Genomic DNA, 23,088 nt, shown 5'->3' on the forward strand with positions numbered 1-23,088 from the left:
TTAAAATTTTTCTTTTATTTTATCTGGATCCTCATTTATTTCTTCCCAGATTTTTCTTAATTCATCATCGGACATTTTAGATAATTTGGTTAATTTTTCAGGAACTCCCTGCCTTTTTCCTGGCAAACAACCTTCTGGTTTTACATCACCATTTGCAAATCCTTTAGCAAAACCAGAACATCCTGGATAACCACATGCACCACAATTTATCCCTGGCAATAAATTTTCCGCAAAAATAACTCTAACATCTTCTTTAACCTCAAATTTTTTTTCAGCAAATGCTAAAAATGTCCCGGATAAAAAACCAAGTATTGAAAGAAGTATTATAGCATTTATAATTATAGACATCGAAATTCCTCCCTTATATTTTTATGAGACCAGAAAATCCCATAAAAGCCATCGATAATAAACCAGCAGTAATAAGAGCTATTGCTGTCCCTTTAAAAGGCTCCGGAATATCATAGTAATCCATTCTTTCACGTATAGCTGAAAATATAATTAAAGCCATCGCAAACCCCAAACCTGCACCAAGTGAATTTACAATTGTTTCTATTAATGTGTAACTATTTATAACATTAATCAAGGCTAATCCCAATATCGCACAATTAGTTGTTATTAATGGAAGATATATACCCAATGCCTCATATAAGTTAGGAGAAACTTTTTTTATATAAAATTCTATAAATTGAACTAATGTTGCTATTACGAGAATAAATACAATTGTTGTTAAAAATTCCAACCCCATTTTTACAAGTAATAAATTTAAAAACCATGTTATTACACTAGATATAACCATTACAAAGATAACCGCCATTGACATACCAGATGCTGAACTTATCTTTTTTGATACGCCTAAAAAAGGACATATTCCTAAAAATCTTGATAAAACAAAATTATTTACTAATATTGCTGATAGAAATATAAAAAATAATTTCATTTCCTTTCACCAGCCTTTGCCTTATTTCTATCATAAATACCTTTTGCGTTAAACATTGCCAATAACATACCTAATACTAAAAAAGCTCCTGGTGGAAGAATCATAATATATAATTTCATCGCATCTCCCCAAATTGGAAGACCAAATATTGTACCATTTCCTAATAATTCTCTAACAGAACCTAATAAAACTAATGCTCCTGTAAAGCCTAATCCCATGCCCAATGCATCATATATAGAATCTAAAATGCTATTTTTTGATGCAAATGATTCTGCACGCCCTAAAATTATACAGTTAACAACTATTAAAGGAATAAATAAACCTAACGTTTTCCATAAATCATATGTATACCCATGCATTAATAAATCAATTATTGTAACAAATGAAGCTATAACAACTATATATATAGGTATTCTTATGTTTTTAGGTACCCATTTTTTTATTGAAGAAACAACTATATTTGACATAATCAATACTGCTAATGTTGCTAATCCCATACCTAATGCATTTTCTGCATTTGTTGTTGTTGCAAGAGTTGGACACATCCCTAATACTTGTACAAATATAGGATTTTGTTGAAATAATCCTACTTTTAAATTTTTTATATTAGCCATTATTGAATCACCCCTTTGGATTTGAGGTATTCAAATCCTGTGTTTATTGAATCCGCAACAGCCCGTGGAGTAATTGTTGCCCCTGTCATAATGTCACTTGTCTGAACTATTCCTTCTTTTTTTCCATTTTTTATTTGTTCTGGTGTTGTTAAAAGAACTCCTGCATCTTTATTAACTTTCACCCCATTAACAAGACCTTTGTAATCAATTGGATAAAATCTTTCTTTTACATTATCCTGAGAAATGTTGGCTCCTAATCCCGGTGTCTCCTGAGAATAAGAAATCACTTCTAAATTATTAAAATATAATTCTTTTTTATCCTTTACAAAGGAAATAACTGATATAACCTCTCCGCCAAAACCTACACCTGAAACTGTTAAAATATATATATCTTTCCCTTCACTACTTGTATATTTATATGCTGGTGAATATACTTTTGTACTCGCACCTAAATATAAAACTCCTGTTTCATTAGAATCCCAAATTGAACTATTTAATTGCTTTAAAGTTTTAGGTATTTCATTTTTTGAAATTAATAAATTTCCTGTTTTTGAATCAATTAAAACTTTTTTTATTGCTTTTAATTTAGCCTGTAATTCAGCATTATCAATTGCTGGTTTTACTGAAACATATACAATTGAAACAATAAATCCTGAAATGACTATAAATAACATTAATATAAAACCTGTTTTTATATATTCTTTCATTTTTTACCACCTCTTACAGTTCCAAAAATACGTGGTTTAGCATAAATATCAATCAATGGAACAAGAGAATTCATAATTAAAATAGAAAAAGAAACTCCTTCTGGATATCCTCCAAAAAGTCTGATTATCATTGTTATAAAACCTAAACCTACACCGAAAATAATATGGCCTTTAACTGTCATTGGACTTGTAACCATATCCGTAGCCATGAATAACGCACCTAACATTAACCCTCCACTTAATATATGAAATAAAGGAGAAGCATATTTTGAAGGATCTATCATATAAAAAATACCGGAAATAACAAATACTGTAGAAATATATGTGATTGGTATCCAGATTTTTATTCTTTTTCTAATCACTAAATATATAAAACCTATTATTAAAGCTATAGCACTTACTTCTCCTATTGATCCCGGTACTGTTCCAATAAATAAACTTTTTAAATTAATAGCATAATCTGGATTATTATATAAAGCTTCAACCCCATGTTCTTTTAGTATCGCTAATGGTGTTGCTGTTGTTATTGTATCATATTTAAAATAAAACGGTCTATACCATGTCGTCATAGCAATTGGAAATGAAATTAACATGAATACTCTTCCAACTAAAGCAGGATTAAAAATATTTTTTCCTAATCCACCATAAACATGTTTTCCTAATCCAATTGCCACTAAAACTCCTATAAATATTTGCCACCAATTTACTGCTAAACTCAAATTCATAGCTAATAAAAGACCTGTTACAGATGCACTAAAATCCGGTTTGAAATTTTTTTGTTTCCTTAAAACTTTCATTATAAATATTTCCATACCTTCTGCTAAAATCATTGTATATAACATTATCCATACAGCCCTGAATCCAAATACCCATGCTGATACTAAAAATGATGGTATGAGGGCAATTAGCACATCTAACATTATACTTCTAACATTATCTTTTGTTCTTAAATGTGGAGCTGCCGCTATGTTCAATTTCACTTTTTAGCCCTCCCTTTTAAAGCTCTTGCTACTTTTTTCCCGGTTTTAAAGGTTTTCACCAATTCTATACCTGCAGGACAGGCATATGAACATGAACCACATTCTATACAATCCATCAAACCATATTCCATCGCTTTATCATACTCTCTTTTTTCGACTTGTAATTTTAATAAATAAGGCATTAAATTTATAGGACAAACCTGTACACATTTTGAACATCTAATACATGGAAAACTTTCTTTTTTAGGCACAATGTCTTTTGTTAACACTGTTAATGCATTATTCCCTTTAAAAGTTGGTAATTCAATATCAGGAAGAGGAATTCCCATCATTGGACCACCATATAATATTCTATCTATTTTTTCTTCTTCAACCAATCCAACATGATCTAATAAATCTTTAACCTTTGTTCCTATCCTATATATAAAGTTGCCAGGATTTTTTACTCCTTCACCTGTTAATGTTATTCCTCTTTCTACCAACGGTTTTCCATGCTCTACGGCTTCATATATAGCATAAGTTGTTGATACATTAAATACTATCACTCCAACATCTAAAGGCAATCCACCAGAAGGTACTTCTTTTTTAGTTATTGCATAAATCAATTGTTTTTCAGCACCTTGAGGATATTTTGTCTTTAATACTTTTATCTCTATTGGCTCACCTGACACAGCTTCTTTCATTTTTTCAATTGCTTCTGGTTTATTACTTTCAATTCCTATATAAGCCTTTTTTACACCTGTTGCATGCATTATTATTTTTATTCCTTTTACAATTTCAGAGGATTTCTCTATCATCATTCTATTGTCTATTGTTATATAAGGTTCACATTCTGCTGCATTAATTATTAAATACTCTGCTTTTTTACCTTTTGGAATAGACATTTTTACATGTGAAGGAAACATTGCTCCACCTAACCCAACTATTCCTGCCTCTTTTACTATATTTACTATCTCTTCAGGAGATTTTTTTGTATAATCACCATGTTCTGGAATTAAATCCCATTCATCATCTCCAGTTCTCTGGATTACGACTACATCGTTTCTTGTTCCAGTTGCAGCATTTGTCATTTTCACTATTTCTATAACTTCTCCAGTTATAGTTGAATGAATATTTGCGGATATAAATCCATTTGCTTCACCTATTTTCTGACCTGTTTTTACCTTTTGTCCTGGTTCTACTATAATTTTTGCTGGAGCACCAAGATGGTTAGTTGTATAAATGTATACTTTTTCAGGCAATGGCAGAATTTTAATTTGTTTATGTTCTGCCAGCTCTTTTTTTTCTGGCGGATGTACTCCACCTTTAAAAGTTAATAACGCCATTTCCTTCCTCCTTTCATAAATTCCTTGTTTGTGGGATATTATACAATATCTTATTTGGTTTTTCATTATAAAATGGTCTTGTACAATAACTACATCCGCTTGTTTTAATTGCTTCATCCTCTGAAATTTTTATTTCAGGAAATTTAATTAAAGAATTATTCTCAAACATAAAGTCTTCTTTCTTTACATTATTTTTTTCAATGATTTCTCTGGCAATCTGTATTTTTCTATATCTTTCTATTGAAGGAGGTTGCTTATTTTCTAATTTTGTTCCCTGAATAGGCGTAAAAGCAAATAATGATACTAATATATTGTATTTTTTCATTTCAAACATTAAATCTATTAAATCTTTATCTGTCTCCCCCAATCCAACAATTACATGCGTTGTAATCTTTCCAGGATATTTTTTAGCTGATTGTATTAAAATATTAAAGAGAGAGTCGAAACTCCCCCCTCTAATCTTTGGAAATAATTCTTTATTTGCTACATCTAAAGAAATCCCCAGATTGTCGATATTATAATTAAATATACTTTCAACTTCTTCAAAACTTTTTGGACGAAATGAAATAGCTTTTAAAATATCTATATCATTTATTTCATTTAATAAATCCTTCAAATCATAAAAATAGGTCTCTGTATTAACAACCTGAATACACAATCTTTTAAATAGATTATTTTCTTTAAGTTTGCTTAAAAATTCTTTTATATCGTATTCTGGCCATTTTATTCTTGATAGATAATCTTTGTCAGATTCTGCTTCGCGAGCTTGAGCACAAAAACTACAATTATAAACACATTTTTCCCCTAACATTAAATAAGCTGTTGGCATTTCAAAATTAATTTTTCCTTTTTTTAAACCAAGCAAAACAGCTGTTGCATATGATAACTTTAATTTCATTTTATTCCTCCTGAATTCTAATTCCTTCTATACCATTTTCAAAGGTTATTTTTATCAGTGTAGCTGAAGGACTGCCATATATTATTTCAGAACTATATTTTCCCTCACTAAAATAGGTCTCTATATCTGTTATTAATTTTAATTCATTTTTAAATATATTTTTTCTATATATAGAATTTTTATATATATAATTTATCATAATTAGATTAAATACAATACCAACAATTATTAAAGAAATTATTAAAATTAAAGAATAAGTATTCATTAAAATACACCCAACCATATTCCTAATAATATAGCACCTATTATTAATCCCATAGATAATCCAAAAATTATTAGAATATCACTACTTTTTACTTTATTTTCTGGCATATTTGCTTCTCTTTTTAAACCAGCTATAGAATCTTTTAAAATATCTCCTATTATTTTATCTTCAGGTGGATTAAAATATTCTTCTCTTTTTCTATGCATTTCGGCAATTTTATTAGAATCTACCATCATTTTTAAATTTTTTGAAATAACCGCTTTCCCTATTATTCCACCGCCAAGATCCATTTTTATAAAATAGTAATCGGTATCAGGAATTAATTCTTTAGCTATTAATTTTGATTCAATCGGTAAAATATTTTTTCCGGTTTCGTCAAACTTATCTGGATATTGCTCTTTCAATCTATTCAAATTTGCAGGTTCTATAGGATCTATAATCAGTGAATATATTGGGTCTCCTACATCAAGATTATTTATTGTCATTCCAGTTAAAGGATCAGACAACGGCAATACCTCTGGAGAAGATTGAACATCTACTCTATTCAAGTATGACTTTTCTTTTTCACTAAAACTTCTATGCTGCGTCATCAACCATACAAGATCTTGATACGTTAATTTTTCAGCAACTATTTTTAAATTCACTTCACCTTCCCATTCTTCAAATATTTCGGACAATATGGCTTTTACTACTGCTACATCAGAATCTCTTACTCCCAAAAACATTTTGGCATTTATTATTTCTGGACCATATCTTTTTATAGTTGACTGGACAAAAGCTAAAAATTGTTTATTTAAATCTAATACTGTAGAATCTTTTATTGCTTTATAATACAATTCTTCCAATTTAGATTTATATTCTATATAAGATAAATTAATATCTGGCAATTCAAATTTTGGCAATTTGGATTTTGGTATTGATAACACTTTATATTCAGGATTTCCTTTTTGTTTACCAAACATATACCCTATTATTATTTCGGCTGTTAACGAAGATGTTGCAAAAAATTTTACAGCATAAAAATCCATAAATTTCACCTCCTTCTTACACTACATAACCGCCAGAAGGTATGTCTCCTGATATATCTGTTATATAGTTTCCTATTATAACATTTTTACCAATCTTTATATTTGATGGAATGGAGGTATTAAATCCTATTAATGTTATATCTGTATTATAAACTTTTTTATTATACGAACTTTCTTTAAATTCTCCAACTCCAATTTTTACATTTTCTCCAATTTCAGAATTTTCACAAATTATAGATTTTTCTATATAAGCACCTTTTCTTATTATTGTTTTATTCATTATAACTGAATCCTTAATTATTGCTCCTTTTTCTACTTTCACTCCTTGAAATAAAACCGAATTATGAACTTCACCATATATTTCACATCCTTCACTGATTAAAGATCCCGTTAATTTAGCCTCTGAAGATATAAATGCAGGTGGTAATTCTTCTGATTGAGTATATATTTTCCAGTTAACATCATGTATATTTAGCATAGGCATAGGACCTAACAATTCAAGATTTGACTCCCAATAAGATTGCAATGTCCCAACATCTCTCCAATATCCTTCATAATTGAATGCATACATTTTCTTTCCTTCTTCAAGCATTTTAGGTATTATATTTTTTCCAAAATCATGCTCTGAATCTGGATCCTTTGAATCGTCAAGTAATAGTTTTTTTAAAATAGACCACGTATAAACATATATTCCAAGTGATGCCAGATTTCCTCTCGGTTCCTTTGGTTTTTCTTGAAATTCTATTATTTTTCCAAATGAATCTGTAACCATAATTCCAAATCTATAAGCTTCGTTTATAGGGACTTCCATACAGGCAATCGTAACATCAGCATTTCTTTCTATATGATAATCTATCATTTCGTTATAATCCATTTTATATATATGATCTCCAGATAATATAACAACAAAATCCGGATTAAATCCATCTATATATTCAATATTTTGATATATTGCATCAGCTGTTCCTTTATACCATGATTGTTCTGTACTGCTAACATATGGAGGTAAAATAGTTAATCCTCCTGATTTTATGTCAAGGTCCCATGGCCTCCCAATTCCTAAATGCTTATTTAAAACATGTGGTCTATATTGAGTTAATACCCCTACATTATATATTCCAGAATTTACACAATTACTTAAAGCAAAATCTATAATTCTATATTTTCCACCATATGGAACTGCTGGTTTTGCTAAATATTCTGTTATAACTCCTAATCTGGTTCCCTGACCTCCAGCTAATATTAAAGCCACAACATTCATTATTGTCCCCCCTTTTTTCTGACTTGACTTATAGAAATCTATATAATCGTTCCTTTTTCTATTACCATTATTTTATTTTCGCTTATAATTTTTTTACCTTCTCTTATTTCACAATCTTTATCTATAATAACATTTTTTATAACGCTTCCTTCAGATATTATTGTATCCTGTAATATTATTGAATTTTCAACAATTGCACCAGCCTTTATTTTAACTCCACGAGAAATTATCGAATTTCTTACTGTTCCATTTATTATTGTTCCATCTGCAATGAAAACATTATGTATATTAGCATTTATATTTATTTTTGGTGGTGCATAGTCTTTTAATTTCGTATATATTTTATTTGAATAAAATAATTCTTTCCTTACATCATCTTTTAATATATCCATATTTGTCTCATAATATGTTTTTATTGATTTCTTTATATTTGACCAGTAGCCTCTAAAATCATATGCATACACCCTTAATTTTTTCAAATTTGGTATAATAATATCATGAACTATATCTTTACCGCCATTAGGTACAGTTGTATACAATAATTCTATTAACAATGCTTTATTTATAAAATAAACTCCAAGAGATATCCTTTTTGATATTGATTTATCAGGTTTTTCATGAAATTCAAGAATTCTTCCTTCTTCATCTGTAATTATCTGTCCATATGTATTTATAAATTCATCATCTTCTATTTCTTTTGATAGTATTGTTATATCAGCCGCATTTGATAAATGATAATGATATAATTGATTAAAATCAAAATTATATATATGATCACCCGATCCTATAAGTACAAAATCCTCGTCTCCTCTTCTTAATAATGTCATATTTTGAAATATTGCATCGGCTGTTCCTTTGTATACAGGAATTTCTTCTTTGTTTTTAAAATATGGTTGCAATATAAACAAACCACCTGTTTTTCTATCTAAATCCCATTCTTTCCCACTACCTAAATGATCCATTAGACTTCGTGGATAATATTGGGTCAACACTCCAACTTTTTTGATTTTTGAATTAACAAAATTACTTAATGTAAAATCAATAGCTCTATATTTACCAAAAACAGGTACTGCTGCACTGGCTCTTTTCCTGGTTAATTCACCTATTCCACTTTTAGAAGAACCTGCCAGAATTAATCCTAAAACTTTCATTTTATCAATCCCCCTTGAGAATTAAAAAAAATTCTTTTTCAATTTCCAATAGTTCTTTTTTAGTTTTTTCATCCAATCTCGGATATAAATAAGTATAATCTTTTCCTAAAAATTTTAATATTTTTACAAGAAAATTCTCTTTAAAATATGGATATTTGAATAATTTCTTTAAATTTTTAAGCATTTTTTTATATGCATATTTATAACTAATTTCTTTTACTCCAAATTCAACTTTCAATATTCTATCAAATTCATTTGAAATTTTTTCAATCTCTTTTATTTTCAGAATTTTCCACCATTTGTGTTCTATAAAATGTATTCCAAAAATCCTTAATGAAAGTAGTTCATCAAAATTGTATTCGAATTTTGTGTGAGATATTGTTTCAGAATAATATGAATTTATTAATCCATGTAATTTTTCATCCAATTCCATATGGGATATAAAACCATAATAAAAACTATCTGGAAAATTTCTAAGAATTGTTTTATAATCTGTGCTTTTTAATTTATGTAATTTGCTTCCAATTTCAATATATTTTAATTCATTAACATAAAAAAACACATCTGGTCCCTGAGCTCCTAAGTATAATGCCGAACCCCATAAATCCCTCTGAATTTTCGTTGCATATAAAATATGTGCTAATATACTGGGCATATAATCACCTCAAAATCCTAACCCATAAGCATTTCAAATATAAACTTTCTGGTATCTGTAATATCCATGGATGATCATTGGATTGAGTAATAATATCCATATTTTGTAATTTTATCCCCTCTTTTTCAACACTTCTTCTAAGAGACTCAATAAGCAATTTTATATCAGCTTGATAAGCGCAGCTACATAAACTTAATATACCAAAATTTTCTAATCTTTGAATACCCAATCTTGAAATTCTTTTGAAAATTTGAACACCTTTAAATCTTTCTGCTTTTTTCTTAATTAAAGATGGAGGATCCAGCATCATTAAAGTGAATACATTTTCTGTTTTACTCAAAAAATTTTCTACATCGTCAAAAACCACTTCTATCTTTTCTGATAAATTATTTATCTTAGCGTTTTCTTTCAATATTTCCAATGCATATTTATCTTTATCAACAGCAATTACTCTTTTCGCTCCATATTTAGCCATATTTAAAGCAAAACCACCTGTGTATGAATATGCATCGAGTCCTATAGCCCCTGAAGAATATTTTCTAATATAAACTCTATTCTTTCTTTGATCAAAAAAGAATCCTGTTTTTTGCCCATTTTTTATATCAACAATGTATTTTATTCCTTCTTCTTCGATAATAAAATTATCAGGTGGTTCTTTACCATATAAAACACCTGTATTCCTTTTTAAATTTTCTTTGGATGATGTCTCAAAATCACTTCTTTCATATATTCCTTTTATTTCATCATTAAATATCTTTATTAATGCATTTATTACTTCATCCTTTTTATTCTCCAACCAAACATTTCTAAACTGGATAACTAAAAAATCTTCATATTTATCTATTATTAAACCAGGGATCCCATCAGCCTCAGCGTGAAAAAGTCGATATGATTTCCCAAAATTATTTCTTAACTTCAATGCTCTTATGAATTTATGATAAAAAAAGTTTTCATCTATTATTTCATCCTTTAAAGATAATATTTTCACCATAATATTTGATGAGTTTGAAAATATTCCCTTTCCTATAAATTCAAATTCATTTGAAAAAACATTACAGATTTCTCCATCCTTTTTTTCGCCTGTTATTTCTTGAATTTCATCTTTAAAAATCCATAAATATCCATTTTTTATTTTATTATCTTTATCTTTTTTTAATTTCACTATAATCATAAATCGTGTTGCACATCCAATCTATATTTTAAAATTTCGTCTTCTTTAAAGAATATCTTAATTTCTCGTTCTGCATTTTCCGGCGAATCTGAAGCATGCACTATGTTCTTTGTAATGCTCATACCAAATTCTCCACGAATACTTCCCGGAGAAGCTTTTAAAGGGTCTGTATTTCCAATTATATGCCTTACCATTTCAATAACTCGCGGTCCTTCTAATACCATAACAACAACTGGCCCTGATAAAACAAATTCTATAAGTTCATTATAGAATGATTTTCCTTCATGTTCTTTGTAAAGTTCTTTTGCCTGATTTTCTGTTACCCATATCATTTTCATGGCTATTATTTTTATTCCTCTTCTCTCTAATCTGCTTATTACTTCACCTACTAATCCTCTTCTTACAGTATTTGGTTTTAAAAATAAAAATTCTCTTTCCATAAAGATTCCCCCTTTTTTAACCTTTTTTCAAACTATTTTTTTATCAACCCATCTTCTAATAAAATTTTTTTATTACAGTATTCCATTAGTTCTTTTTCATGAGAAACAACTATTACGGTTTTATCAAACTCTATCATTTTTTTAAATAATTCAAAAACTATCCTTTTATTTTCAAAGTCCAAACTCCCTGTTGGTTCATCAGCCAGTATAATTTTTACATCACCAACCACAGCCCTTAATATGCTCGCCCTTTGCTTTTCTCCACCAGAAAGCTCATCAGGATATTTATTCAATAATTTATATATACCCAGAATTTTAGAAAATTTTTCTATTTCTTTTATATTTTCTTTTTTTGTTCTAATATATTGGGCTAATTTTGCATTTTCTAAAATTGTTAATTCATTTATTAAATTAAAGAATTGAAATACAAAACCTATTCTTTTTTTTATATTTTTAAAAGAATACAATATTTCTCCTGATGTTGGTTTTAAAAGATCTCCTAACAGAAATAATAAAGTACTTTTTCCGCTTCCAGAATATCCATATATGCCATAATAATTGTTTTTTTGTATTGTTAAATCAATATTTTTTAAAACTTCATTTTTCCCATCATATGAAAATTTTATTTTTTTCATTTCAATTAATTTATTCTCCATGGAGCACCTCTATGGGATCAAAAGATAATAATTTTCTTGAGGAAAAATACGAAAAAGAAAATGATAATATTAATATAAACAAAAAACTTACAAATATATCCTGTAAAGATGTGTAAAATGGTATTTTTTCTATATAAAATACTCCAGATGGCAATTTTAGATTTATTCGTTGTAATATTAATATTGTAGTTAATGAAAAAATAACTCCACTAACAAAACCGCTTATCGCTATAATCAAACTTTCAATTATAAATATAATTGAAATTTTAGTTTTATTCATACCCATTGAATATAAGATTCCTATTTCTTTTTTTCTTACAAATATGGAATACATAACTGAATTAGAAATACTAAATCCACTCATTAAGACAACAAAAAAGGTTATTAGCAATGCAAAATATGAATCTATCTCTACAGCTTTGGCAAAATTCTCATTTTGTTCTTCCCATGTCGTTGAAAAATATCCTTTTAAATATCTATCTTTTATATTTTTCGCATTCTTAGGATTATTTAAATATATACCAGTGTAATCTAATTTTTCGACATCTTCCTTTTTCACAATAAATGATGAATCTATAATATATATTCCAGAATGAAAAACACCTGTAATTTTTATGTTTTTTAATTTTATTTTGTTTTCACTATCTGTATATAGTATATTCAACGTATCTCCCGGTTTAATATTCAAATTTTTAGCCATAACACTGCCTATTATACTTCCCTGAATATTACCATTAACTATAAGTTTTTTATAAAAATCAAGATTATTAATTTCCCAATATGATACTCCTATTTTTTTTTTATTTTTATTAAAAAATCCCTGATACATTGAAAAATATATTTTAAACTTTTCGTCTTTTAATTTTACAGAAGTTTTATCATATACTATTATATGAGGATAGAAAGAAGTCAATGAATCTATTAAAGCTTTATCAAATCCTTTTATTACAGAAATAACAACAATCATTCCCCATACACCAATAAAAATTGAAAGGAATGGAAATAAAAAGTGCTTTTTGTTCTTTCTTAAAAAACCTTTTATTAATAATATTATATCTTTCATGAATCATTCCCCACTAACATAATCACATCAGAATTTAACGTATTATATGAATTATTACTTAAAAATTTTATAATAGAAAAGTATAATTCAGGATTTTTTTGTATATCTATTATTTCAAAAACTGTTTTACTATATCTCTTTTTTATTTCATCCATAACTTTTTTTTCATATTTTTCATTTTTTATTATTAAATACGATCTGTTTCTCGATATTCCCTCTATATCTGGCAATATATCAACTATTTCAATTAAATATCCATAAGAATTTTTCCATCTATTTCTCATCACAGTATAAAAACTTAACTTAAAATCTGGCATATTGTTAATTAATGTTATCCATACTTTTTTACTTTCTTCTGGTTCTTCAAATTCTACCAGATATTTTTTCGTAGATATTATTTTATTTGTATCGATTTTGACATAATCACCTATAATTTCAATTGGAAGAGACAAAAATTTTATTTCAGATTTTTTTGATACAAGAAATAATGAAAATAATTTTTTAAAATCAAATGAATTTACTGTTTTATTTAAAACTTTATCTATAGAATATAATATCTTAGATAAACCCGAACTTTTAGCCGCATTCATTAATGCAAATAGTACATCTTTCTGTCTTTGAATTCTACCCAAATCACCTAAAGCATCATATCTAAATCTAGCATAATACAATAATTCTTCACCATTTAAATAATTATATCCTTGTTTGAAATTTATGTGTAAATTTTGGTGAAAATCCTCATAATACATATCTTTAGGTACATATATTTTAACCGGAGAATATATATCACCTATTTCTTTAAATAAACCATAATCGAAAATTAAATAATCAGATATTTTTACTTTAAAAATATTTTGTATTAATTCCTGTAATTTCTCTACTCCGTATTTCACATATACTGCATTTATTCTCATAGTATTATTATCAATTGTTACTAGTAAATCTCTTGGAATGGGTAAAACCAGGACTTTATTTTTCTTTTCACTAACTCCAACCAATAATATCGAGTCTGTTCGAGATATTTTTTTGTTAACATCCATTGTATCCATACCTAAAACTAAAAAATAATATGGATCTGATAGCTTATCCATTTTTGTATAAGTTTCAACAAAAGGAAAAAACATAGACATTATTACTATAATAGAAAAAATAATGCCCAACATATATATTAAAAGTTTCATTTAATCACTCCAGAATAGTTTTTAACGATTCAAGTGAAGTTTTATCAATATAATTTCTTTCCATTTTCTTTTTTAAATCTGGCAAATTTATCGTCACCGGTTTTGACAATAATGTTTTTATTTCTAATTTATTATAACTTGTTATAGAATATTTTGAAAATGCCTGTAATAAAGCAAAGGCTCCATTATAAGATAAATTTGTATTACCATACTTTCTTATTTCTTTTACAATATTATTAGCTATCAACATATCAAATAATCCAGATTTTCTAGCTTTTAAAAAATTGAATAAATCATCTATTGAGTTTCCCTGACCTTTTAATATAGATAAAAATGGTGAAATGTTTCCACTTTTCAAAACAAAATGATATTTGATAGTTGACGGATTTATATCAAACATCTGTTCAAAATTTGTCAATGCTTCTTCGGGTTTTAACGAGTCTATATATAAATTTTTTTCAGAATAATATATGTTATCCGGACTTTTAACTATGAAAATTTTTCTTGATTGATTTTTTATTCTGATAAAATATAATTCTGTTTTCTGTGGCATTTCATAGGTAATAAGATAACTCACTGCATCTGCTTTTATTTCAGTGGTGTTTTTTAAATTATTATAAAAGTAAAAAACACCTCCTAACCCAAGAGCTATTATTGCAATAAATAAAAATATTAACCATTTATTTGAACTTTTTCTTTTTCCTCCTACCTGAATTCTTGTTGCCAACGCATCCACCTCCAAAATTTATTTAATATTGTAATATGTTATTCCATGCTTCAACTGTATTATTCAATAAAAAATGGTTTTTATTTAAAGAATATATAATTTTATTTTTTAATATTTCTTTATATGCCTTATTAATATCATGAAAAGCTATTTTTCTAAAATATTCTACCTTATCATAATTTCTTGTCGGTTCTATAGAATCAGAAACAAATAATATTTTACCTATTAATCCATAATATTTATAACCACTCGTATGATAATAAATAGCCTCATAAATATCATCTGGTATATTATATTCTCTTTTAAGATATTCTGCAGCAATTTTACCATGTAATAATATTGGGTTTTTTTCTTCTTCGAATGAAATTTTTATACCATATACTTTTGCTATTTTTAAAAATTTATACGGTTTAATATCACGAAATAAATCATGACCAACAGCTGCCAACTCAGCTCTACTTTCTTCGATATTATATTTATTGGCTAACATTTTAGCTGTATATAATACACCCATAATATGTTTTAATCTATATTCTGATACTATTTTTTTTAATGTTTTTTTTATTTCATTTATTATTTCCTCCAAATATCATCACCTCTATAATATCTCATATTTTGAATTTATTACCATTAGACCGTGTTTATATTCTATTTCTTCTTCTATTTTTTGAAAAAATGTTAATAAAAAATCTTTACTTTTTGAAAGAGTTGTGATTGTGATTTCGAGAATTTTTTTATTATCATTAAAATCACTCTCTATAACAGCTATATTGTGTTGCTTTCTCAGGTTATTCGTTAATTTTTTTACTATACTTCTTTTTTCTTTTAATGATTTTACATCTATTAATTCAATTTGATATGTTGCTAAAATTACCCACACTATATCACCATTTTTTATATTCAATTTTATTTATTAAAAATTCTTCATATCTTGCCATTATAAATAACAGATCGGATAATCTATTCATATATATCAATAATTCCTCAGAAACTTTATCTTCATCATTTACACAGATTATCCTTCTTTCTGCTCTTCGAGCAATAGTTCGACATATATCTAACTTGGCAGATTCTATTGTACTACCTGTAATAACAAACCCATTTAATTTAACTTTTTCCTCGAAGTTTTTTATATATTTCGTTAATTTTTCCCCATCTTCTTTGGTTATTGGTTGAATAAAATTCTTATTTTTAGAAGCCAATTCCCCTGCCACTTTAAATAAGTCATTTTGTATTTCATTTATTATATTTTTTACTTTATATGATTTTACATAATGTTTTGCTTCTCCTAAATGTGCAGATAATTCATCTATTGTGCCATATGCCTCCACTCTTAAATCATTTTTAGGAACCCTTTCACCTGACCATAAACTTGTTTTACCTTTATCTCCTCCACCAGTACTTATTGACATAAGTGTTTCCTCCTTATTTTATTATTCAATTTTATTATACCATTTTATATGTGAAATTTTAAGAACTTTAATAAAAAAAGCGGTCGGTTTCGACCGCTTTTTTTATTATCTTTATTTTAACTATTTTTTATTCTTGTTCTGCTTTTTCCCTTTCTCTTTCCTGTATTATTTTTTGTTGTATATCAGGAGTTACTTCCTGATAAGTCGAAAATTTCATTGTAAAGTATCCTTTACCACTTGTAATTGAACTTAACCTTGGAGAAAAATCGAGCATTTCAGCGAGAGGTATTTCTGCATCTATTCTATCCATACCTCTGCCCATCGACTGCATTCCCATAGGTCTTCCTCTTTTTGAAGATATTTCTCCCATAACATCTCCTGTATATTCTGTCGGTGCAAATATTTCAACTTTCATTATCGGTTCCAGAATAACAGGGTTTGCATTTTTCATACCATCTTTAAAGGCCTGCCTTGCAGCTATCTGGAAAGCAATATCAGATGAATCAACATCGTGGTAGGAACCATCAAATAAAGTAACCTTTATATCCACTACCGGATATTCAGCTACAACACCCTTTTTCATTGCTTCTTTTATACCCTTATCTACAGATGGTATAAAGTTTTTAGGAATTACTCCACCAACAATTTTATCAACAAACTCATATCCTTCTCCTCTTGGCAATGGTTCTATTTCTATTTTTACATGCCCATATTGTCCATGCCCACCCGTTTGTTTTTTATGCTTATACTCTGCAGTTACTTTTCTTCTAATTGTTTCTCTATATGCTATTTTAGGCTTCCCTACTTCAACGTTCACCTTAAAAGTCTTTTTTAATCTTTCAATCATTATTTCCAAATGAGTTGTACCTAATCCAGACACTATTGTTTCTCCAGTTTCCGGATCAAATTCCCATGAAAATGTGGGGTCTGACTCTTGCAGTTTAGATAATGCATTATTTACTTTATCTATTTCATTTTTAGATGTTGGTTTTACAGATTTTGAAATCATTGGTTCAGGAAATTCTGGTACATTTATTTTAATAAGTCTTGATGAATGTGCAACTGTATCGTTTATTCTACTCTTTTTTAATTTTGGTACAACGATTATGTCTCCCACAGAAGCTTCTGGTATTTCTTCATTTTTATCAAATCTTGGTATATATATATGTGAAACTTTTTCATTTGATTCTTCCTGTACTTCTACAAATGAATCACCGGATTTTACTTTACCTGATAATACCCTTATATAAGTTAGTTTTCCAACAAATGGATCAACTGCATTTTTTATTACTAATCCAACAAATGGTTCTTCTTCTTTCCCTTCTATTTCAAATTCTTTATCCTCAATTTTTCCTTTAAAAATTCTTTCTGATGGATACATTCCAACTAATCTGATCATTTCCATAAATCTATCTAATCCTATATTTTTCTCCGCGGAACCAATTACTATAGGTACTATTTCATCATCTTCAAATGCTTGATGAAGAGCTTTAAAAACATTTTCAGGATTTAATACTTCTTCGCCTTCTTCTAAATATTTTTCCATCATTTCTTCATTTGTTTCTACAACATCTTCGATTAATTCCTGATGATAATCTTCATAATACTTCTTCGCAATTTCTGGTATTTCATTTAATTTTTTATCTTTTCCGCTTTGATTCAATTCATATTCAAATGCTTCATGTGTAATTAAATTTACCAATCCTTTAAATTCTGATCCTTCTCCAACTGGAACTTGCAAAGGAACTATTTTTACACCATCTTCAAATACTTCTTTTATTGATGAAACCAATTCCTCAAAATTAACTCCTTCTTTATCCATCTGATTTATGAATATAAAAATAGGTTTTTTATTTGCACGTGCTATCTTCCATATTCTTTCGGTAGTTACTTCAACACCCGAATTCGCATTTATTACAAGAACAACATTATCAACTGCATTAATTGCAACATCTATATCTCCTAAAAAGTCTGCCATACCCGGAGTATCAACAAAATAAAATCTTGAATCGTTATAGTCTACAGAAACAACATGGTTTGAAAATGTTGATCCCTTTTCTTTTTCTATTTCTTCATCATCAAGATATCTTTGACCTATTCTATCTGCACCACTATAATTTTTTAATATTGCATCCATCAATGTGGTTTTTCCACATCCATGATGCCCAAAAAGTCCCACTATCCTTTTTTTATCTGTTTTAATAATAGCCATATACTACACCCCCACTGTTAGAATATCTATTTTTTCTTAAATACCCCCAAAAAGGCAGGAATTTTATTTCTCCAATTTTCTGATCTGTAATTTAAAATTTTTCCATTATAATAAAATATCGAAGAACTTCCCCCATCTAACATCATTGCTTGTTTAATATCTCCTATTTTTTCTAATAATAACTGAGCTTCATCATAATTAATTCCTGGATTTGATTCCATATATCCATCTACTACTATAAATAATACCATATTATTATTATCAATTGCAACTATTGTTCTGGGTGTTTTTCGATTAATAATGCTTGATGAGTAGGCTAATTTCTCTTCTTTTAACGCTTCTTGCATTAAATCATCTGTTACTATTAAAGGACCACCTTCTACCATTTCTTTTATAGATATTTTCTGATTAATGTCAATATTAAAAACAACTTTATCGCCTTCGGATAAATTTGGTATATATTTAGAATATTTCTTATCAATTAGTAATAATCGTTGATCATTTATAGGTTTTTCTTTTCCAACCTTAACTATATAACTATTTTCTATTAATAAGAATATGTAATCATCTTCACTTTCTTTAATTCTTCCTTTATATTCACTTGTGTATAGCTTCACATCACCTTTCCAAGCTGTGTTTATTGCTTTTATCCAGAAAGGTACATCCTTTACATAAATTTTATATTCCATAACTACGTCTTTTATATAAGGATTGTTATATCTATCAATTATAAAACACGGTCTTAAATAAGAAGAAATATGCTGAATCTTTCCATCTGTAATTATTTTTCCTATCGGTTCCAATGTTGAAACATCAAAATAACCACCATTTATTGCTAATAGTGGGTTTACATTATTTAGAAATGTTTCTGCATCCTCAGATGATCCCAAATTATTAAATAAAACCTTTATTTCAAGTTCTTTTGGATTAATTCTTGCAATATGAACTGGTATAATTCTTCCATTTATATCTATCATTTTATTTTCAACTTTTAATAATTCTGTATCAAGTTTTATTTTTTCATTTTCTGCATTTGTATTATCATCTTTTATATTTCTATTTTGCTGTTTTATTTCATTCAACTTTTTTTCTAGATTTGACTTTAGAGACGTTGACGGATTACTAATTTCATTTTTTATTTCTTTTTTGGAATCTGTAGTTGTAGTTTCAGAATTATTGTTTTTTTCAGATTTCTTCTGTATTTTTGTTTTATCCAGATCGAGGATAATATTTCTTTTTGAAATTAGAATATTATAACTTTCAAAATCTTTGATTATATATTTTACAATATTATCTGAAATAATTTTAAAGTCTATATCCTTAGGAACAGGATATTCATTCACCGCTGGAAAAACGATAAACCCACCTTTTTCTCTTTTTATCATTTTTTTATTAATTAAATGACTTAACGTAAATATAATTTTATTAAATGAATATTCTATTTTTATTACTCTTGGGAGGCTTTTATACAGAAAAATATTATTTTCCCATTCAAATGATTTTAAATTTAAAAAATCTTTAACGGCATCTATCAAGACGTATAACTTTTTATCTTTCAAAATTACTGAAGATGAATATGACCTATTAATATTAAAATTAATCCTTGTACTTCCTTTTACTAAATCCAATTCTAATATATCATTATTCTTAGGATTTGATAAGTATATAATATTTTTTGACGGAAATTGCTGCAATTTGAAAAAATCAACAATTGCTTTTGTATTTATGAATATTTTATCTGATAATATTATATTTTCAAATTCTGTCGAATCTCTGGTAATATCTATATAATATATATTAGAAAATATAGTAATAGAAAATACTACAATTAATATAAGAAAAATCTTCTTATACATTATTTACCTCCTATTATTTTTTCATAAATGAGTTTCATTTTCATTTTTCCCGGAGGATTTTCTGATATTTCATATGATTCTTTTAATAATCGCATTGCTTCTTCAACATTACTTTTATCAGAAACATATAATTTAGCAATAACATCACCTTTTTTCACTTTAGAACCTAATTTTTTTAATACTTTAATACCAACAGAAAAATCTATTTCGTCCTCTTTTTTCTTTCTTCCTGCTCCCAATACCATGGACGCAATTCCAACTTTTTCTGTATCTATATGTGAAATAAACCCATCTTTTTCTGCTTTAAATTCCATAATTTTATCTGATATTGGCAGTATATTTTCTGGTTCATCAACAACCCTATCATCTCCACCTTGAGCTTTTATCCACTTTTTCATAATCTCTAATGCTTTACCATTATCTATATTTTCCTTTAACACCTTTCTGGCTTCTTCATATGAATATAATCCTGATAAATCTAACATATTTGCACCTAATTCAATACATAATTCTGTAAAGTCTTCAGGACCTTTCCCTTTTAATGTCTCAATAGCTTCGAGTACTTCCAATGAATTACCAATATTATCCCCTAATGGTTGATCCATATTGGTCACCAATGCTACTATTTTTCTATTATTTAGTTCTGCTATTTCAACCATAGATTTCGCCAATTCTACGGCATCTTCTACATTTTTCATAAAAGCACCGCTTCCAGTTTTTACATCTAATACTATTCCGTCTGAACCAACAGCCAATTTTTTACTCATAATGCTTGCTGAAATCAAGGATATTTCATCTACTGTTGCTGTTACATCTCTTAATGCATATATTTTTTTATCAGCTGGAGCAATATTACCAGTTTGACCAGCTACAACCATCCCAACTTCATTTGCAATTTTAAAAAATTCGTCTTTTGAAATCGCTGTTTTAAATCCAGGAATTGATTCTAATTTATCAATTGTTCCACCAGTATGCCCCAAACCTCTTCCAGATAATTTTGATACCTTTAATCCTGCAGATGCAACCAACGGACCTACCGCAAGTGTTGTTTTATCTCCAACTCCTCCTGTAGAATGTTTATCTATTTTTATTCCTTTTATTCCTGATAAATCTATTACATCTCCACTATCCCTCATAACCATTGTAAGATAATATCTCTCTTCTTTTGTCATTCCTTTAAAATATATTGCCATTAACCATGCTGAAATCTGATAATCTGGTATTTGACCATTCACATATCCATTTATCATAAATTCTATTTCTTCTTTTGTATTAACTTCACCATTTCTTTTTTTATGAATTATATCTACTGGCCTCATTTTCATTTCCTCCTTTAAAAATTATTTTTACAAGTGTTCCTTGGTTTTCTTCACTATCAACTTCTATATAAGCTCTATGTTTTTCCAAAATTTGTTTCACAATATACAAACCCAATCCTGTTCCTGGAACCTGTCTTGTTCGTGATTTATCAACCCTATAAAATAAATTAAATATTTTATTTCTCTCTCTTTCTGGGATACCGATACCTGTATCTTCTATTTCCAATATCACTTCATCATTTTCACGATATAACCTTATATATACTTCTTTTTTTTCTGAATCTTTTATATGTGTGAATTTTATTGCATTATCTAAAATATTATATATTGCCTGCATCAATCTATCTTCATCACCTATAATTGTTAAATCATCTTCTACTTCCAAGAATATATTAATATCCATTTCTTTCGTTAGAGAGTTGAAAATCATATTCATCTTTTTTAATAAATTTGAGAGATTTACTTCTTTAAACTGATATTCATAATCTTTTCTTTCTAATCGGCTAATATCCAGCAAATCATTTATAAGTCTTGTCAACCTTGAAGACTCATCTTCTATTATATTTAAAAATCTTAATGCTTGAGAAGACAATTTTTCATCACTCATTAATAATGTTTCAGAATACCCATGAATTACTGTTAAAGGCGTCTTTAATTCATGTGACATTATGGTTAAAAATTCCCTTCTCATTAACTCTATTTCTTTTTCTTTTGTTATGTCTCTTAAAACAACTATTCTGTAATTCTGATTGTTTTCAGATTCTAAAAAAATCTTCTTTATTTCACAATGAAAAAAAGATTTTTTAGGGCTATAAACTATAATCTCATCACTTATATTTTTATCCTGCCTATAACTTTTTAATATTATATCAATTAAATTATGATCTTCCAAAATTTCAGATAATGTTTTTCCTAAAAAATCTTCTGTAATAAATAAATTTTGAGCACTTTTATTGGCATAATCCAGTATAAGTGTATCTGATACTTCTGAATAAAATACAAGCATAATTGCTTCTGAAATATTGTTTAAAACAGAATAAATATTTTTTCTTTTCATTTTTTCAAACATTACTTTTTTATTTAAACTATTTATTTTTTCTTCTAATGAATGTATTAAATATTCAGTTGCTGGATCATTAGCACTTATTGACAAAACTTTAGACACAGAAGATTTAAGTTTTTCATTTTCTTTTTTTATCACAATATAATTGGAGAAAAATATATATATAA

At 27.5% G+C, this 23,088-nt stretch carries 25 protein-coding genes; all 25 read right to left on the reverse strand.

Annotation, left to right across the window (positions count from 1 at the left end; all coding sequences use genetic code 11):
* The gene (locus X275_RS05045) at positions 1-348 is read right to left on the reverse strand and encodes a (Fe-S)-binding protein (RefSeq protein WP_047267821.1); all 348 of its coding nucleotides are present in this window, start codon (positions 346-348) and stop codon (positions 1-3) included.
* A 13-nt stretch (positions 349-361) separates the two neighbouring features.
* Positions 362-937: an electron transport complex subunit RsxA gene (rsxA, locus tag X275_RS05050; RefSeq protein WP_047267822.1), complete on the reverse strand. Its 576-nt coding sequence runs from the start codon at positions 935-937 to the stop codon at positions 362-364.
* Positions 934-1,551, reverse strand: coding sequence for an electron transport complex subunit RsxE (gene rsxE / locus X275_RS05055; protein WP_047267823.1), 618 nt, complete (start codon positions 1,549-1,551; stop codon positions 934-936). Before rsxE ends, rsxA begins: the two co-directional genes overlap by 4 nt.
* Entirely contained in the window at positions 1,551-2,258 is a 708-nt protein-coding gene (locus tag X275_RS05060; protein WP_047267824.1) for an FMN-binding protein, read from the reverse strand. The genes rsxE and X275_RS05060 overlap by 1 nt, the downstream gene beginning before the upstream one ends.
* Positions 2,255-3,238 (reverse strand): RnfABCDGE type electron transport complex subunit D, encoded by a 984-nt coding sequence (locus X275_RS05065; protein ID WP_047267825.1) that lies wholly within the window; start codon positions 3,236-3,238, stop codon positions 2,255-2,257. The genes X275_RS05060 and X275_RS05065 overlap by 4 nt, the downstream gene beginning before the upstream one ends.
* Positions 3,235-4,563 (reverse strand): electron transport complex subunit RsxC, encoded by a 1,329-nt coding sequence (gene rsxC, locus X275_RS05070; protein WP_047267826.1) that lies wholly within the window; start codon positions 4,561-4,563, stop codon positions 3,235-3,237. Before rsxC ends, X275_RS05065 begins: the two co-directional genes overlap by 4 nt.
* A gap of 13 nt (positions 4,564-4,576) precedes the next feature.
* The gene (locus X275_RS05075; RefSeq protein WP_047267827.1) at positions 4,577-5,461 is read right to left on the reverse strand and encodes a radical SAM protein; all 885 of its coding nucleotides are present in this window, start codon (positions 5,459-5,461) and stop codon (positions 4,577-4,579) included.
* Between the two features lies 1 nt (position 5,462).
* Positions 5,463-5,726: a hypothetical protein gene (locus X275_RS05080; protein ID WP_047267828.1), complete on the reverse strand. Its 264-nt coding sequence runs from the start codon at positions 5,724-5,726 to the stop codon at positions 5,463-5,465.
* Complete coding sequence (locus X275_RS05085) at positions 5,726-6,754, reverse strand: DUF4899 domain-containing protein (protein ID WP_047267829.1); 1,029 nt, start codon at positions 6,752-6,754, stop codon at positions 5,726-5,728. Before X275_RS05085 ends, X275_RS05080 begins: the two co-directional genes overlap by 1 nt.
* Positions 6,755-6,770: 16 nt before the next feature.
* Positions 6,771-8,018, reverse strand: a complete 1,248-nt coding sequence (locus tag X275_RS05090; RefSeq protein WP_047267830.1) for a glucose-1-phosphate adenylyltransferase — start codon at positions 8,016-8,018, stop codon at positions 6,771-6,773.
* A gap of 35 nt (positions 8,019-8,053) precedes the next feature.
* The gene (gene glgD / locus X275_RS05095) at positions 8,054-9,166 is read right to left on the reverse strand and encodes a glucose-1-phosphate adenylyltransferase subunit GlgD (RefSeq protein ID WP_047267831.1); all 1,113 of its coding nucleotides are present in this window, start codon (positions 9,164-9,166) and stop codon (positions 8,054-8,056) included.
* A gap of 4 nt (positions 9,167-9,170) precedes the next feature.
* Positions 9,171-9,821: a hypothetical protein gene (locus X275_RS05100; protein WP_047267832.1), complete on the reverse strand. Its 651-nt coding sequence runs from the start codon at positions 9,819-9,821 to the stop codon at positions 9,171-9,173.
* 4 nt (positions 9,822-9,825) lie between these two features.
* Entirely contained in the window at positions 9,826-10,992 is a 1,167-nt protein-coding gene (locus tag X275_RS05105) for a class I SAM-dependent rRNA methyltransferase (protein WP_047267833.1), read from the reverse strand.
* Complete coding sequence (ndk, locus tag X275_RS05110; RefSeq protein WP_047267834.1) at positions 10,989-11,432, reverse strand: nucleoside-diphosphate kinase; 444 nt, start codon at positions 11,430-11,432, stop codon at positions 10,989-10,991. The genes X275_RS05105 and ndk overlap by 4 nt, the downstream gene beginning before the upstream one ends.
* Positions 11,433-11,464: 32 nt before the next feature.
* Positions 11,465-12,088, reverse strand: coding sequence for an ABC transporter ATP-binding protein (locus tag X275_RS05115; protein WP_047267835.1), 624 nt, complete (start codon positions 12,086-12,088; stop codon positions 11,465-11,467).
* Positions 12,078-13,151 (reverse strand): ABC transporter permease, encoded by a 1,074-nt coding sequence (locus X275_RS05120; RefSeq protein ID WP_047267836.1) that lies wholly within the window; start codon positions 13,149-13,151, stop codon positions 12,078-12,080. The genes X275_RS05115 and X275_RS05120 overlap by 11 nt, the downstream gene beginning before the upstream one ends.
* Complete coding sequence (locus X275_RS05125; protein ID WP_047267837.1) at positions 13,148-14,332, reverse strand: LCP family protein; 1,185 nt, start codon at positions 14,330-14,332, stop codon at positions 13,148-13,150. The genes X275_RS05120 and X275_RS05125 overlap by 4 nt, the downstream gene beginning before the upstream one ends.
* A gap of 4 nt (positions 14,333-14,336) precedes the next feature.
* The gene (locus X275_RS05130; RefSeq protein ID WP_047267838.1) at positions 14,337-15,059 is read right to left on the reverse strand and encodes a hypothetical protein; all 723 of its coding nucleotides are present in this window, start codon (positions 15,057-15,059) and stop codon (positions 14,337-14,339) included.
* A 22-nt stretch (positions 15,060-15,081) separates the two neighbouring features.
* Positions 15,082-15,645 (reverse strand): bis(5'-nucleosyl)-tetraphosphatase (symmetrical) YqeK, encoded by a 564-nt coding sequence (gene yqeK, locus X275_RS05135; RefSeq protein WP_047267839.1) that lies wholly within the window; start codon positions 15,643-15,645, stop codon positions 15,082-15,084.
* 12 nt (positions 15,646-15,657) lie between these two features.
* Positions 15,658-15,963, reverse strand: a complete 306-nt coding sequence (locus X275_RS05140; protein ID WP_047267840.1) for a DUF503 domain-containing protein — start codon at positions 15,961-15,963, stop codon at positions 15,658-15,660.
* A complete protein-coding gene (locus X275_RS05145; protein WP_047267841.1) occupies positions 15,944-16,471 on the reverse strand; it encodes a cob(I)yrinic acid a,c-diamide adenosyltransferase in 528 nt (175 codons plus the stop codon). Before X275_RS05145 ends, X275_RS05140 begins: the two co-directional genes overlap by 20 nt.
* A gap of 127 nt (positions 16,472-16,598) precedes the next feature.
* The gene (fusA, locus tag X275_RS05150) at positions 16,599-18,683 is read right to left on the reverse strand and encodes an elongation factor G (RefSeq protein WP_047267842.1); all 2,085 of its coding nucleotides are present in this window, start codon (positions 18,681-18,683) and stop codon (positions 16,599-16,601) included.
* A 26-nt stretch (positions 18,684-18,709) separates the two neighbouring features.
* Complete coding sequence (locus X275_RS05155) at positions 18,710-20,539, reverse strand: phosphodiester glycosidase family protein (RefSeq protein ID WP_047267843.1); 1,830 nt, start codon at positions 20,537-20,539, stop codon at positions 18,710-18,712.
* Entirely contained in the window at positions 20,539-21,858 is a 1,320-nt protein-coding gene (locus tag X275_RS05160; protein ID WP_047267844.1) for a pyrimidine-nucleoside phosphorylase, read from the reverse strand. The genes X275_RS05155 and X275_RS05160 overlap by 1 nt, the downstream gene beginning before the upstream one ends.
* Complete coding sequence (locus tag X275_RS05165) at positions 21,833-23,059, reverse strand: sensor histidine kinase (RefSeq protein ID WP_197072600.1); 1,227 nt, start codon at positions 23,057-23,059, stop codon at positions 21,833-21,835. The genes X275_RS05160 and X275_RS05165 overlap by 26 nt, the downstream gene beginning before the upstream one ends.
* Positions 23,060-23,088: the final 29 nt, after the last annotated feature.

Origin of the sequence: Marinitoga sp. 1197 (assembly GCF_001021165.1) — a bacterium.
Classification (GTDB): Bacteria; Thermotogota; Thermotogae; order Petrotogales; family Petrotogaceae; genus Marinitoga.

Bases quoted from the DNA above. Each gene is read 5' to 3' on its own strand.
- X275_RS05045 (WP_047267821.1), bottom strand. From the start codon at position 348: ATGTCTATAATTATAAATGCTATAATACTTCTTTCAATACTTGGTTTT.
- rsxA (WP_047267822.1), bottom strand. From the start codon at position 937: ATGAAATTATTTTTTATATTTCTATCAGCAATATTAGTAAATAATTTT.
- rsxE (WP_047267823.1), bottom strand. From the start codon at position 1,551: ATGGCTAATATAAAAAATTTAAAAGTAGGATTATTTCAACAAAATCCT.
- X275_RS05060 (WP_047267824.1), bottom strand. From the start codon at position 2,258: ATGAAAGAATATATAAAAACAGGTTTTATATTAATGTTATTTATAGTC.
- rsxC (WP_047267826.1), bottom strand. From the start codon at position 4,563: ATGGCGTTATTAACTTTTAAAGGTGGAGTACATCCGCCAGAAAAAAAA.
- X275_RS05075 (WP_047267827.1), bottom strand. From the start codon at position 5,461: ATGAAATTAAAGTTATCATATGCAACAGCTGTTTTGCTTGGTTTAAAA.
- X275_RS05080 (WP_047267828.1), bottom strand. From the start codon at position 5,726: ATGAATACTTATTCTTTAATTTTAATAATTTCTTTAATAATTGTTGGT.
- X275_RS05085 (WP_047267829.1), bottom strand. From the start codon at position 6,754: ATGGATTTTTATGCTGTAAAATTTTTTGCAACATCTTCGTTAACAGCC.
- glgD (WP_047267831.1), bottom strand. From the start codon at position 9,166: ATGAAAGTTTTAGGATTAATTCTGGCAGGTTCTTCTAAAAGTGGAATA.
- X275_RS05100 (WP_047267832.1), bottom strand. From the start codon at position 9,821: ATGCCCAGTATATTAGCACATATTTTATATGCAACGAAAATTCAGAGG.
- X275_RS05105 (WP_047267833.1), bottom strand. From the start codon at position 10,992: ATGATTATAGTGAAATTAAAAAAAGATAAAGATAATAAAATAAAAAAT.
- ndk (WP_047267834.1), bottom strand. From the start codon at position 11,432: ATGGAAAGAGAATTTTTATTTTTAAAACCAAATACTGTAAGAAGAGGA.
- X275_RS05115 (WP_047267835.1), bottom strand. From the start codon at position 12,088: ATGGAGAATAAATTAATTGAAATGAAAAAAATAAAATTTTCATATGAT.
- X275_RS05120 (WP_047267836.1), bottom strand. From the start codon at position 13,151: ATGAAAGATATAATATTATTAATAAAAGGTTTTTTAAGAAAGAACAAA.
- X275_RS05125 (WP_047267837.1), bottom strand. From the start codon at position 14,332: ATGAAACTTTTAATATATATGTTGGGCATTATTTTTTCTATTATAGTA.
- X275_RS05145 (WP_047267841.1), bottom strand. From the start codon at position 16,471: ATGTCAATAAGTACTGGTGGAGGAGATAAAGGTAAAACAAGTTTATGG.
- fusA (WP_047267842.1), bottom strand. From the start codon at position 18,683: ATGGCTATTATTAAAACAGATAAAAAAAGGATAGTGGGACTTTTTGGG.
- X275_RS05155 (WP_047267843.1), bottom strand. From the start codon at position 20,539: ATGTATAAGAAGATTTTTCTTATATTAATTGTAGTATTTTCTATTACT.
- X275_RS05160 (WP_047267844.1), bottom strand. From the start codon at position 21,858: ATGAGGCCAGTAGATATAATTCATAAAAAAAGAAATGGTGAAGTTAAT.